The organism is Gilliamella sp. HK2 (assembly GCF_001690265.1).
GTDB lineage: Bacteria > Pseudomonadota > Gammaproteobacteria > Enterobacterales > Orbaceae > Gilliamella > Gilliamella apicola_C.
The window spans coordinates 135,933-148,917 of sequence record NZ_LZGV01000079.1; the positions used below are offsets into that span (position 1 = coordinate 135,933).

12 protein-coding genes are annotated in these 12,985 nt (G+C 35.7%); 5 read left to right on the forward strand and 7 right to left on the reverse strand.

Translation table 11 applies throughout. From position 1 onward, the window contains the following. Window positions 1–232: 232 nt before the first annotated feature. Together A9G45_RS07745 and nfsB are read right to left on the reverse strand one after the other, a co-directional pair. Window positions 233–1,801: a hypothetical protein gene (locus A9G45_RS07745; RefSeq protein ID WP_065567748.1), complete on the reverse strand. Its 1,569-nt coding sequence runs from the start codon at window positions 1,799–1,801 to the stop codon at window positions 233–235. Window positions 1,802–2,153: 352 nt separating this feature from the next. Beyond that, a complete protein-coding gene (gene nfsB, locus A9G45_RS07750; protein WP_065567749.1) occupies window positions 2,154–2,798 on the reverse strand; it encodes an oxygen-insensitive NAD(P)H nitroreductase in 645 nt (214 codons plus the stop codon). Window positions 2,799–3,211: 413 nt separating this feature from the next. On the opposite strand from nfsB, the gene leuA reads away from it, so the two are divergent. The 5 genes from leuA (at window position 3,212) to A9G45_RS07775 (ending at window position 8,900) form a co-directional block, all read left to right on the forward strand. Next, the gene (gene leuA / locus A9G45_RS07755; RefSeq protein WP_065567750.1) at window positions 3,212–4,759 is read left to right on the forward strand and encodes a 2-isopropylmalate synthase; all 1,548 of its coding nucleotides are present in this window, start codon (window positions 3,212–3,214) and stop codon (window positions 4,757–4,759) included. 67 nt (window positions 4,760–4,826) lie between these two features. Next, window positions 4,827–5,906: a 3-isopropylmalate dehydrogenase gene (gene leuB / locus A9G45_RS07760; RefSeq protein WP_065567751.1), complete on the forward strand. Its 1,080-nt coding sequence runs from the start codon at window positions 4,827–4,829 to the stop codon at window positions 5,904–5,906. Window positions 5,907–6,067: 161 nt separating this feature from the next. Continuing rightward, window positions 6,068–7,468, forward strand: a complete 1,401-nt coding sequence (gene leuC, locus A9G45_RS07765) for a 3-isopropylmalate dehydratase large subunit (RefSeq protein ID WP_065567752.1) — start codon at window positions 6,068–6,070, stop codon at window positions 7,466–7,468. A 13-nt stretch (window positions 7,469–7,481) separates the two neighbouring features. Then, entirely contained in the window at window positions 7,482–8,084 is a 603-nt protein-coding gene (leuD, locus tag A9G45_RS07770) for a 3-isopropylmalate dehydratase small subunit (RefSeq protein WP_065567753.1), read from the forward strand. 51 nt (window positions 8,085–8,135) lie between these two features. Next, entirely contained in the window at window positions 8,136–8,900 is a 765-nt protein-coding gene (locus A9G45_RS07775; protein WP_065567754.1) for a class I SAM-dependent methyltransferase, read from the forward strand. 30 nt (window positions 8,901–8,930) lie between these two features. Here A9G45_RS07775 and A9G45_RS07780 read toward each other — a convergent pair whose 3' ends face one another. From A9G45_RS07780 to yccX, 5 genes are all read right to left on the reverse strand, one after another. Next, a complete protein-coding gene (locus A9G45_RS07780) occupies window positions 8,931–10,349 on the reverse strand; it encodes an RNA polymerase factor sigma-54 (protein ID WP_065567755.1) in 1,419 nt (472 codons plus the stop codon). Further along, a complete protein-coding gene (gene lptB, locus A9G45_RS07785) occupies window positions 10,346–11,071 on the reverse strand; it encodes an LPS export ABC transporter ATP-binding protein (RefSeq protein WP_065567756.1) in 726 nt (241 codons plus the stop codon). Before lptB ends, A9G45_RS07780 begins: the two co-directional genes overlap by 4 nt. A 1-nt stretch (window position 11,072) precedes the next feature. Further along, window positions 11,073–11,615: a lipopolysaccharide transport periplasmic protein LptA gene (gene lptA, locus A9G45_RS07790; RefSeq protein ID WP_081297864.1), complete on the reverse strand. Its 543-nt coding sequence runs from the start codon at window positions 11,613–11,615 to the stop codon at window positions 11,073–11,075. 3 nt (window positions 11,616–11,618) lie between these two features. Beyond that, on the reverse strand, window positions 11,619–12,182 hold the full coding sequence (gene lptC, locus A9G45_RS07795) for an LPS export ABC transporter periplasmic protein LptC (RefSeq protein ID WP_065567757.1): 564 nt from the start codon (window positions 12,180–12,182) through the stop codon (window positions 11,619–11,621). An 81-nt stretch (window positions 12,183–12,263) separates the two neighbouring features. Continuing rightward, the gene (gene yccX, locus A9G45_RS07800; protein WP_141673640.1) at window positions 12,264–12,542 is read right to left on the reverse strand and encodes an acylphosphatase; all 279 of its coding nucleotides are present in this window, start codon (window positions 12,540–12,542) and stop codon (window positions 12,264–12,266) included. Between the last annotated feature and the right edge of the window lie 443 nt (window positions 12,543–12,985).

Here is a 12,985-nt window from a genome sequence, read left to right on the forward strand (position 1 = left end):
GTCGCTTGAAAGGATGCCATTAAAATATCAATATGGTTCCAAACACATAACACTTCACTTTCAAGATAATAAGTTATAATTGATAAATATATTTTAGATACCAAGACACCATGAGCATTCTCCAACTAGAGGTAATGCTCACCATCAGCAGAAAAGCTATCAAATAATAGGGTTATAAAATAAATAACCCAATAATATAACCTAAACAAATAACTATTCTAGTATTAATTTTCTAGGGGATATTCTCGCCTCGACAGAATGTTTGAGAGGACTGAGCAGAACCGAGGTCATACTCATCACCAGAAATCTGACCTCTTAGAGCCCATCCATTAATAGAAAAAGGCTTATCGGCTCGGTACATTTCAGATGTCCATATAAAATCCCCGCCGCCTTGACTATATATCGAGGCGGCTCCCCATTCTCCTAGAAATGTACCTAAATCACGGGAAGGTCTATATGTCCCTTGTGTAGGAAGTGTAGCAGTACCTTCTGGTAAATCAGCATCAAGCGAATTAATTAATTCATTCCTTCTATACAGATATTTTTGCCGCCAAGCTTTTCCTGCGTCAGAAAAATCATTAACTTGATCTCGTGTTGTTGCTGGTATTGCATGACCATCAATAATTTTACGACATTCATCAAACGCCGGGTACTTATCCTTTTCAATAAAACCTTTACTTTCACTAGAATTCTTATGATCAACAAGAATTGCCCATTTCTCAGGTATCGGAAGAGTCACTTTACCAATATTTATCCAACTATTACCATTATCTTCTGTGTACTCCATATTAATGGATAATGGGGTCTTCGGTTTAAGACGACTATTATAAGTAATATTACAACCTGCACCCAATGCTTTATTTCCGTTTCCTGACAAAGTTACCCAATTAGTGATATTGCTCTCATCAAGTATACAACGGTATTTTGACTGATTACCCCCTGAACCGATTAAGTTAAACTTAACCCCTTCGAAACCAGTAATAGGTCGAAATGACTCGGCTATAAATCCTACACGAGATCGATTAGCCTCATTATAACCAGCACCATTCCAGATTGCAGAGTTATAACCTTTAGGATATTTAGTTACATCTCCAGCCTCTAAATAAACATCAATACGATCTGGTTGAGCGTAGCATAATTTTGGACCACCTAAAAGCATAACTTGGTAAGCAATTTGAGGTTTGCTACCATAATCATTAGTATTGGGAATACCATACTTGGTGGTTGCAGCGACATCTTTTATACTTAATTCTAAGGTATAAGGCCCTCCGCATTGTGTTAATTCCTGATTTAAATCGCTCACAACTTCTTCATAGCCATCTTTCCAAGTTGCCTTTAACGAACCAAGAACAGTTGCGTTCTCAGCTATAGAGGCATCACCATCATCGTCTACTACTTGTAGTAATGTAGCGATGTCATGTTCTTTGCTGTCCGCGGCAACCAGAGCAATAATATCTGATAATTTTGTACCCTCTGGAACTCTTAACGGTTTTCCACCGTACGAGATTGAATCCATAATACCAATTTGTTTTAATTCACCATTATTTGTTTCACTTGGTATCTTCAAGCCAAGTAGCTCATTTAAGCTGTTCAGCTTATTGCCAACTTGGTTATCCTGATTTGCCTTAAAGTGCAAATAAGGCTTGTTGCCCTGAATCTCTTTTGTTGTGGTTGCGGTTAGTGCAATGACATTATCTGATATCGTTATCCCTAACAATAAAGTAGCAATTGCTTGTAACGCATAACGCTTTTTTTGCAATTGTGGTAGTGTTGTTTGTAAGGCTAGTTGAGCTATTTTCATTATTTTTCTTCGCTGACTAAATTATTTGACTTTGTTTGATGCTTTAAACGTGCTTTAAACGTAGTAGTTTAACTAAATTCAATAGCAGATTTAAAAAACTTTTTAAAAAACCAAATTAATCTATAACTATTTATACGATATAGGCGATTAAGTATAATCAAAATACAATGACAATTTAAAGAAAAAAATAAATTTTTTTTGTTAAGATTTGTAAAGAAGATCAAAATAATAACAATTTTTATATCGCAGGTATATTAATTCCAATTAAGTAGAATAAAAACAAAGAAATGGCAAAAGAACCTCCGCCTTATTACAGCTTTAAGCGGAGGGTACAATTTGTGATCTTATTATTTTACAAAAAAGTAAAAAGTTGCTCTTTGGGTAGGCGTGATTTTGGTCGGTGAGCATTTCCGTCATTTTCGGCTCGATAACCTAATGTTGCTACCACGACACTTTTAAGCCCTTTACTTTTAAGCTCTAAAATTTCATCCATTTTAGTAGCATCATACCCTTCAATAGCGGTTGTATCCACGCCAATTGCTGCGGCGGCAAAAAGTAATTGCCCTAAGGCAAGATAGATTTGTTTACTTTCCCAACATTGTTGTGATTCAATGGTCGCGCTATTGAGTGTGACAAAGTGCCGACGACCTTGATCTTGTGCTTGTTTAAGATCCGCCGATGGATATCGACCATCTTTATCTTCTTGATTCAACAAATTGACCAAATGGGTTTCGTCTAATGGCGTTTTAATGCAAAAAACAATAGTATGGGAAGCGCCTGTTATTCTTGGCTGATTAAATTCAGCAATAGCAGGTAAGATTTTGTTCTTGGCTGCATCGTTATCAATAACATAAAAATGCCATGGCTGTGAATTAACCGATGATGGGCTGTTTCTTAAAACGGTTAACAATTGGTCAAATTGGTCAGTTGGAATTTTTTTAGTTTGATCATAGTGTTTGGTCGTATAACGTTTTTGAGAAATATCAACTATATTCATAATATTCATCCTCAATAAAAGAAAGATAGCACTATTATAAGCTTAGCCATAAATTGCTCAACTTATTTATGCAATAGATAAATTGATTGTAGTTGTTAAGCCTTTTTCTATTCCGTTTGATAACACGTCTTATTTTAAATAATCATTGACACAACTTATATCATTTGGTAAAAATATAATCAATTCACTTTTTAATTAGTTAAATTTAGGAATTCGTGTGTTGATTAAATTATACTCTCTCCTCCTCAGCCTTCTTCTCGCATCATTTTGCGCGGATGGCTTGTGTGTGGAGTAAAAAAGATAGTTTATTAAACAACTCGACAGATTAACAAGAACCCGCGCTAAAGTGCGGGTTTTTTGTTTTTTAACTTGAAATACCGAGATAGCGCTAAAATATATAATAAGGAAAAACAATGAGCGATCATGTCATTATTTTTGATACCACACTACGTGATGGTGAACAAGCATTACAAGCAAGTTTGAGTGTTAAAGAAAAACTACAAATTGCGCTAGCGTTAGAAAGAATGCGAGTTGATGTAATGGAAGTTGGTTTTCCCATTTCATCACCAGGTGATTTTGAATCAGTACAGACGATTGCTAAAACAATAAAAGATAGCCGAGTTTGTGCTTTATCTCGATGTGTCGATAAAGATATTGATGTTGCAGCAGAAGCCTTAAAGGTTGCTGATGAGTTTCGTATTCATACCTTTATGGCAACATCAACTTTACACGTCAAAGATAAATTAAAAATGACATTTGATGATGTCATTGAACGAGCAGTGCACTGTATTAAGCGTGCACGTAATTATACTAATGATGTGGAGTTTTCTTGTGAAGATGCAGGCCGTACCCCAATTGATAACTTATGTAGGATCGTTGAAGCAGCAATTAAAGCGGGGGCAAAAACGATCAATATTCCAGATACTGTCGGTTATACTGTCCCTTATCAATTTGGTGGCATTATTCATACCTTATTTGAACGTGTCCCAAACATTGATCAGGCGATTATCTCTGTTCATTGCCATGATGACTTGGGCATGTCGGTGGCTAACTCGATTAGCGCGATTCAAGAAGGTGCTAGGCAGATTGAAGGGGCGATGAATGGCTTAGGCGAACGTGCGGGTAACACCGCACTTGAAGAAGTCATCATGGCCATTAAAATCCGTCAAAATATATTAAATGTTCATACCAATATTAATCATCAAGAGATTTATCGTACCAGTCAAATAGTAAGCCAAATAACCAATACACCAATTCCAGCTAACAAAGCTGTTATTGGTAGTAATGCTTTTGCCCACTCCTCAGGGATCCACCAAGATGGTGTGCTAAAAAATCGAGAAACATACGAAATCATGACACCTGAATCAATCGGGTTAAATCAAATTCAATTAAATTTAACATCTCGATCAGGGCGAGCTGCTGTTAAACATCGCCTTGAAGAATTAGGTTATCACGATAAAGATTATAATTTAGATCAACTCTATGAAGCATTTTTAGAACTTGCCGATAAAAAAGGTCAAGTTTTTGATTATGATCTAGAAGCATTAATATTTATCAATCAACTAAAAGATGAAAAAGAGCATTATGTTTTGGATTACTTCAATGTTCAATCTGGCTCAACCGTTGTATCTACAGCATCGGTTAGTTTGATCATTGGAGATAACAAATTTTCCGATGCCGCAACGGGTAATGGACCTGTTGATGCTGTTTACCAAGCCATAAATCGCATTACTGGTGAACCTATTTCAATAGTCAAATATCAATTAGCGTCTAAAGGACAAGGCGAAAATGCCTTAGGACAAGTTGATATTGTTGCCGATTATAAAGGGCGTAAATTCCATGGTGTTGGACTTGCAACCGATATTGTTCACTCATCAGCGCTCGCATTAATTAATGTATTAAATAATGTGTATAGAGCAAATCAAGTTGCACAAGAAAAACAAAAATTACACCATGATTAATATTATATTATTTTGTTAATTGTTGAACAAAATAATCAGATTAAATGAGATTATAAAGGAATAAAATATGTCACAAAACTACCATATTGCAGTGCTTCCTGGTGATGGTATTGGTCCAGAAGTAATGAAACAAGCTTATAAAGTGCTTGAAGTTATCCGCAAAAAATATCAACTTGCCATTACGACCAGTGAATATGATGTTGGTGGTGCAGCAATTGATATTCATGGCTGCCCATTACCGAAAGAAACACTAGAAGGATGCGAAAAAGCTGATGCGATTTTATTTGGATCTGTTGGCGGGCCTAAATGGACTAACTTACCACCAGACCAACAACCTGAACGCGGTGCGTTATTACCACTACGCAAACATTTCAAATTATTTGCTAATATGCGCCCTGCTCGTTTATATCAAGGTTTAGAAGATCTTTGCCCATTACGCACCGATATTGCTGAACGTGGTTTTGATATTCTATGTATGCGCGAATTAACTGGTGGTATCTATTTTGGTTTGCCAAAAGGTCGCGAAGGTAGCGGTGCTCAAGAAAAGGCTTTTGATACTGAAGTGTATCACCGATTTGAAATTGAGCGAATCGCTAAAATGGGTTTTGAAGCAGCTCGCTTACGCCGAAAAAAAGTGACGTCAATTGATAAAGCCAATGTACTACAAACCTCAATTTTATGGCGTGAAGTGGTTAGCGAAGTCGCTAAAAACTATCCCGATGTTACACTTGAGCATATGTATATCGATAATGCTACGATGCAATTAGTTAAAGATCCTTCACAATTTGACGTAATTTTATGTTCAAATTTATTTGGTGATATCTTGTCTGATGAATGCGCTATGATAACTGGCTCAATGGGTATGTTACCGTCGGCTAGTTTGAACGAGCAAGGTTTTGGACTATATGAGCCAGCAGGTGGTAGTGCGCCAGATATTGCGGGTAAAAACATAGCCAATCCAGCTGCACAAATCTTGTCATTGGCATTATTAGTTCGTTACAGTTTCAAACGTGATGATATTGCATCAGCTATCGAAACCGCAGTAAATAAAGCATTAGAGCAAGGCTACCGTACTATTGATTTAGCCCAAAAAGAACAACCGATTTCAACTGACGAAATGGGAGACATAATTTGTAAGCTCATTTAATCAGATTGATGTTATTTATTGTATCACTTAGGGATAAGCCAAGTAGGCAGAATAAACAACTACTTGTATCCCTCTTAAATGCGACTAATTAAGCTTAGTATTCATAAAATTATGTCTAAAACCCAACGCAGTTAAGTTGTAAAAATAATAAGGAATATGCAATGTCAAAAACACTGTATCAAAAATTATATGATGCACACGTCGTTTATGAAGCACCAAACGAAACACCCATATTATATATTGATCGTCATTTAGTTCATGAAGTCACCTCGCCACAAGCCTTTGATGGTTTGCGTGCCATGAATCGTAAAGTTCGTCAGCCTCATAAAACTTTTGCGACGATGGATCATAATACTTCAACCAAAAGTAATGATTTAAATGCTTGTAGCGAAATGGCGCGCATTCAATTAACTGAACTGGCAAAAAACGCCAAAGAGTTTGGTGTTTCGTTATATGATTTACAAAGCCCATTACGTGGTATTGTCCATGTAGTTGGACCAGAACAAGGAATGACATTACCGGGTATGACAATCGTTTGTGGCGATTCACATACCGCAACCCATGGTGCCTTTGGTGCATTAGCTTTTGGCATTGGTACTTCCGAAGTTGAACATGTGTTAGCCACTCAAACCTTAAAACAAGGCAGAGCTAAAACCATGAAAATCGAAGTCAAAGGTCAAGTTGCTGACGGAATCACCGCCAAAGATATTATCTTAGCGATTATTGGCAAAACCACTAGCGCGGGTGGTACTGGGCATGTGGTTGAATTTTGTGGAGATGCGATTAAAGCATTATCAATGGAAGGTCGCATGACATTATGCAATATGGCAATCGAAATGGGTGCTAAAGCTGGCATAATTGCACCAGATGAAGTCACGTTTGAGTACTTAAAAGATCGTCAATTTTCACCAAAAGGTGAAGACTTCAACAAAGCGGTTGCTTATTGGAAAACACTAAAAACCGACGAAGGTGCACATTTTGATACCGTTGTGACGTTAGAAGGCAAAGATATCGCACCACAAGTTACTTGGGGAACTAATCCGGGTCAAGTAACTTCAATTGACGCAACCGTGCCGAACCCTGATCATTTTGCTGATCCTATTGAAAAACATTCTGCCGAGCGTGCATTAACTTATATGGGATTAACTGCTGGCACCAAAATGACAGATATTAAAATCAATAAAGTGTTTATTGGTTCTTGTACAAACTCACGTATAGAAGATTTACGAGCTGCTGCACAAATTGCTAAAGGCCGTAAAGTCGCTGAAGGTGTACAAGCATTAGTTGTACCCGGTTCAGGACCAGTAAAAGAACAAGCTGAAGCCGAAGGGTTAGATAAAATCTTTATTGATGCAGGATTTGAATGGCGCTTACCGGGTTGCTCTATGTGTCTTGCAATGAACGATGATAAATTAGCACCAGAAGATCGCTGTGCATCAACCAGCAACCGTAATTTTGAAGGTCGCCAAGGGCGTGATGCTAGAACACATTTAGTTAGCCCAGCAATGGCAGCTGCCGCAGCGATTACTGGTCATTTTACAGATATTCGCAAACCATTTTAAGGAGAGAGCTGTCATGGCAAAATTTACAAAACATACTGGGCTAGTCGTTCCTTTGGATGCGGCTAATGTTGATACAGATGCAATCATTCCAAAACAGTTTTTACAGAAAGTAACACGCACTGGATTTGGTAAACATGCCTTTCATGAATGGCGCTTTTTAGATGATGCTGGCGAGCAGCCTAACCCTGAATTTGTCTTGAATAAACCCCGCTATAAAGGCGCCAGCATTTTATTGGCGCGAGAAAATTTCGGTTGTGGCTCTTCTCGTGAACATGCGCCATGGGCGCTTGCCGATTATGGATTTAAAGCCATTATCGGCTCAAGCTTTGCCGATATCTTTTATAATAACTCATTTAACAATCAGTTATTATTGGTTAATTTATCCGAAGCAGATGTCGATGAACTATTTAAAATTGTTGAAGCAAATGAAGGTATTGAATTTACCATTGATTTAGTCAATGAGATCGTCACGGCTGGAGACAAGCAATATCCATTTAAAATTGATGCCTTTAAACGTCACTGTTTACTAAATGGTTTAGATAATATTGGTTTAACCTTACAACATGAAGAAGCGATTAGCGACTTTGAACAGAAAATCCCGTCATTTTTAGCTTAATTTCAACTTTTGGGCGTTTATTTGCGCCCAATCCAATAATGAGAATTACCAATGGCAACACATCATGATAATGTAAAACAGCAGTTTGGCGAACAAGCCAATGCTTATTTAACCAGTAAAGTACATGCGCAAGGACCTGATCTTGAATATTTATCTAACCTACTTATCCCACATTCCGAGGCAAGTCTACTTGATATGGGATGTGGCGCAGGTCATGTCAGTTTTATTGCAGCAAAATATGTTAAACATGTTACTGCCTATGATCTTTCAAATGAAATGTTATCGGTTGTCGCGCAAACAGCAAAAGAGCGTGGTTTACAAAATATAACCGTTAAGCAAGGTTATGCTGAATATCCCCCTTTTGCTGATAATCAATTTGATATTGTTGTCAGCCGTTATTCAGCACATCACTGGCATGATGTAGGTAAAAGCATTCGACAGCTCCATCGAATAACTAAACCTGGTGGTAAATTAATTATTATGGATGTTGTTTCACCTGGTCATCCTGTATTAGATGTTTGGCTACAAACTGTTGAAGCCTTGCGTGACACATCACACGTTCGTGACTATACCCCCGGTGAATGGTTAACCTTTTTAACTGAAGCGGGTTTCATCATTAATAATATAGCTCGCCACCGTTTAACACTCTCTTTTGATACATGGGTTAAACGAATGCGTACTCCTGAACAGTTAATTGAGGCAATACGAATTTACCAAGAAACCGCAGCTGACGATACAAAAAGTTATTTTGAACTTCAAGCTGATGGTTCTTTTACTACGGATATGATGATTATTGAAACTGAAAAAGTCATTTAAAATAATCCGTTGCCGTAAACAGCTTTAAATTTAAAGCTGTTTACGTTGGCTTGATGGTGGAATTGATAAGGCTTCACGGTATTTTGCTACGGTTCGGCGAGCAATAATAATACCTTGTTCTTCAAGTAACGAAACTAATTTGCTATCACTCAGTGGCTTTTTACTATCTTCTGCTGATATATATTTTTTAATTAAAGCACGAATAGCCGTCGACGAGGCTTCACCACCTGATTGTGTGTTTACATGGCTAGAAAAAAAGAATTTTAATTCAAATATACCCGTCGGGCATTGTAAATATTTTTGAGTTGTCACTCGAGAAACCGTTGACTCATGCATTTCAATTGCGCTTGCAACATCAGATAAAATCATTGGCCTCATATATTCTGTGCCCAGTTCGAAAAACTCCCGCTGATGTTCTACAATAAATTGGCTTACTTTTAGTAAAGTTTCATTGCGATTTTCAATACTTTTAATAAACCAATTCGCATTTTGCAAATGTGATCGGATATATTGGCTATCGCTTTCGCTTACTGTCTTTTCCATCGCCGCATATTGCTGATTTATGCGTAGGGTCGGCATTATGTCATTATTCAAATCAACAACCCAGCTTCCATTCACTTTTTTTACTAAAACATCAGGTATCACATAATCTGGCGCAGACATATTAATAAAATCACCGGGATAGGGCTGTAAGTGTTGTATAAAATCGACGGCCTCTTTTAACTGCTCATCGTTAGCATTTAATACTTTTTTTAACGTTCTATAATCACGATTTGCTAATAAATCTAAATAATTATCAATAATTAATTTAACAAGTGGTGGCGACACTAAATGTTGAGTTTGAATAGACAAACACTCCTGCAATGTTCTTGCACCAACACCAATGGGATCAAAATTCCATATTCTTTTTAATACGGCTTCAACTTCAGCTAATTCAATTTCATCATTACCTTGTTCTTCAAGTATTTCTTCAGTTGAAACAGTTAAATAGCCTCGTTCATCAATAGCTTCAATAAGAGAAACGGCAATCGCCCGATCAATTTCACTAAAAGGAGTTAGCTCAAGTTGCCACTCTAAATAATCATGTAGCGTTTCGTGGGTTTCGCCCTGATAAATAGGCAATTCATCATTGCGATAATCGGAATTAGTACCAGATGGGGTACCTGCGGTATAAATATCATCTAAAGATGCATCAAGTGGAATATTGTCAGGAATTTCTTGGCTATCTAAGGCTTCACGCGTATCAATATGTTCAATTTCATCATTTTGTTTAACGCTAATTTCATCATATTGATCGGCAATTTCCAGTAATGGGTTATTTTCAAGTTCAGTTTGAATTTCTTGCTGTAATTCTAAAGTTGACAACTGCAATAATCGGATCGCCAATTGTAATTGTGGCGTCATAGATAATTGTTGAGAGACATTCAGTTGTAAACTGGGTTTGCTCATAATCTGAACTCATTTCCTAAGTAAACACGTTTTACATCTTCGTTACTTAAAATGCTACTCGGTGTACCTTCTGCAATTAAATGACCTTTACTAACAATATAAGCTCGCTCACAAACATCTAATGTTTCACGAACATTATGGTCAGTTATTAAAACGCCCAGCCCACGATCACGTAAATGCTTGATGATATTTTTAATATCTATTACCGAAATCGGATCCACTCCAGCAAAAGGTTCATCAAGCAAAATAAATTTAGGATTAGCGGCTAATGCCCTTGCTATTTCAACTCGGCGCCTTTCACCTCCAGATAGCGATTGCCCTATGCTGTCACGGATATGGGTAATATGAAACTCTTCAAGTAATTCTTCAGCACGGTCTATTTTTTCTTTTTTATCAATATCTTTCCGTGTTTCTAAAATTGCCATAATGTTATCAATTACAGACAATTTTCTAAAAATTGAGGCTTCTTGCGGTAAATAGCCAATCCCTTTTTGTGCTCGTTCGTGTAACGGTAAAATGCTAATATCATGATCATCAAGATAGATTTTTCCTGCATTTAAGGTCACAATACCAACCACCATATAGAACGTCGTCGTTTTACCGGCACCATTTGGTCCTAATAGCCCAACAATTTCGCCAGAATTAACAGTTAAGCTCACATCTTCAACTACACGTCGTTTTTTGTATACTTTAGCTAAATTTTCCGCTTTTAAAATTGACATTTTATTTGTTCATCTCTTTAACTTGGCTTGGGATGATAGTGCTTTTTACCCGTCTATTTTTACCTGGTTGAGCAAATATTTGCTGTTTTTTAATATCATAAGTAATCAGATCACTAACAATATGATTATCTTGTTGAAATAATTCGGCATGACCTTGTAGCACAATATTATTTTGTTTTACATTATAAATTACTTGCGCTGACTGTCCTGTTACGATCTTATTTTTTTTCGGTAAAATTTGCTTATAACTTACAGGATTACCATAAGCCGTGATTTTTTGTTTTTCTGCGTTTTGCATATCAGTGATTACAACTTTATCAGCTTTTATCGTTAACCCATCTTGAACAATAACAACGTTACCAATAAATGTAATCGTATTATTTTCAATGTCAATCTGCTGATTATCAGCATCAATCGCAACAGGTTTGTTATCGGCAAAAATTTTTGAATTTTCTGATTGCGTAATGGATTCATTTGCAAAACTACTTAAAGAGATAGGTAGCAATAAAATTAATGAAAAAACAACTTGTTTTAGCGAACTCATATTTTATTTTGCCTCAGTATTATAATATGTTTTTACATTTTCAAGTATATTAGCTGTTTTTGCATGTAAATCCCCAGCTAATCCAACACCTGTTGAATAAAATCCCACTCCATTAATAATGACAGGATCTTTTGATGTCACTATCTGTGAAGTTAAATCAACCACTGCATTATCTGTTTTTACTTGTTTTAATTGGGCTTCTTGTGTCAAATTATCTAACTGCACATCAGTATAAAGGTAAAGAAGTTTATCATTAGTCAGCTCTGCTTTCTTCGCTTTTATATGCCATGTAGCGACATGATTTTGATCATAAAGAGTCAAATTAGGCAAATCAAATGCTGTTTTACCGGCATCATCAAAATATCTAACATTGCTTGATTCGATTTTATATACAAGTTCGCCAGATAAATCGTAAATATCTGTTAACATGTCATCACTTTGATAAATCGGCTTATCTGATGTATTTTTAGCTGATTGACTTATTGCCTCATCTCCTTTTTGATAATTGTAATAAACACCAATAACAATGACGAGAAGTAAAAAACAGATCAGATTTTTTTTATTCATAACATATGTTAATCACATTAATAAGAAATTATTATTTCAAATGCCCAAAATTTTATTTATTTTACTTTATTTTTTATTAAATTAATATCGCACATTGAAAGAAGTTAAATCGTTTTGTGGCTTTAACTCAACTATATTGACAAGTGAAATGCTTGCTGATGCAGGACCGCCATTTTCAATCCATTTTATTAATTTGCTTATTTGTAAATTATCACCTTGAGCTATAATCTCAACATCACCATTATCTAAATTTTGAACATAACCAACTAAATTCAGTTTTTGGGCTTGCTGATAAGTAAAAAAACGAAATCCTACACCTTGCACACGACCGTTAACATTTATTTTAACTTTCTTAATCATTTTGCAACCCCATTTTATTATAATTCAAATATATTTATCTTAATGATGAAATACTAATTTAGATTGAAAATACAGAACATAATTTTTTATCATGGTTAAATAGCTTATATAAAAATAAATACTATAGTTAAATGTTAGATTAATTAATAATCTAACAATTATTAAGTTTTTACTTATCGACTAAATTTTAGTTTTTTAACAAAATAAACAATAATAAATAATTAAAACAATGGAAATAAATATGTTATTAAAATATAAAAAGTTTTTTTACTTTAACTATTATCAGTATTAAGCTACTATACACTTAATTCATGTGCTTTTGCTAATGTTGAAATTGATAAACAGAAAATTAGCAAAGTTTTTGATGAATTTAATAGTGTGAAAGTCTATTATAATGGTAGCATCAATAATGTAAGTGGAAGAAATATTGCTAAAGACGGCTA

Bases quoted from the DNA above. Each gene is read 5' to 3' on its own strand.
- A9G45_RS07745 (WP_065567748.1), bottom strand. From the start codon at position 1,801: ATGAAAATAGCTCAACTAGCCTTACAAACAACACTACCACAATTGCAA.
- nfsB (WP_065567749.1), bottom strand. From the start codon at position 2,798: ATGAATATAGTTGATATTTCTCAAAAACGTTATACGACCAAACACTAT.
- leuA (WP_065567750.1), top strand. From the start codon at position 3,212: ATGAGCGATCATGTCATTATTTTTGATACCACACTACGTGATGGTGAA.
- leuB (WP_065567751.1), top strand. From the start codon at position 4,827: ATGTCACAAAACTACCATATTGCAGTGCTTCCTGGTGATGGTATTGGT.
- leuC (WP_065567752.1), top strand. From the start codon at position 6,068: ATGTCAAAAACACTGTATCAAAAATTATATGATGCACACGTCGTTTAT.
- leuD (WP_065567753.1), top strand. From the start codon at position 7,482: ATGGCAAAATTTACAAAACATACTGGGCTAGTCGTTCCTTTGGATGCG.
- A9G45_RS07775 (WP_065567754.1), top strand. From the start codon at position 8,136: ATGGCAACACATCATGATAATGTAAAACAGCAGTTTGGCGAACAAGCC.
- A9G45_RS07780 (WP_065567755.1), bottom strand. From the start codon at position 10,349: ATGAGCAAACCCAGTTTACAACTGAATGTCTCTCAACAATTATCTATG.
- lptB (WP_065567756.1), bottom strand. From the start codon at position 11,071: ATGTCAATTTTAAAAGCGGAAAATTTAGCTAAAGTATACAAAAAACGA.
- lptA (WP_081297864.1), bottom strand. From the start codon at position 11,615: ATGAGTTCGCTAAAACAAGTTGTTTTTTCATTAATTTTATTGCTACCT.
- lptC (WP_065567757.1), bottom strand. From the start codon at position 12,182: ATGAATAAAAAAAATCTGATCTGTTTTTTACTTCTCGTCATTGTTATT.
- yccX (WP_141673640.1), bottom strand. From the start codon at position 12,542: ATGATTAAGAAAGTTAAAATAAATGTTAACGGTCGTGTGCAAGGTGTA.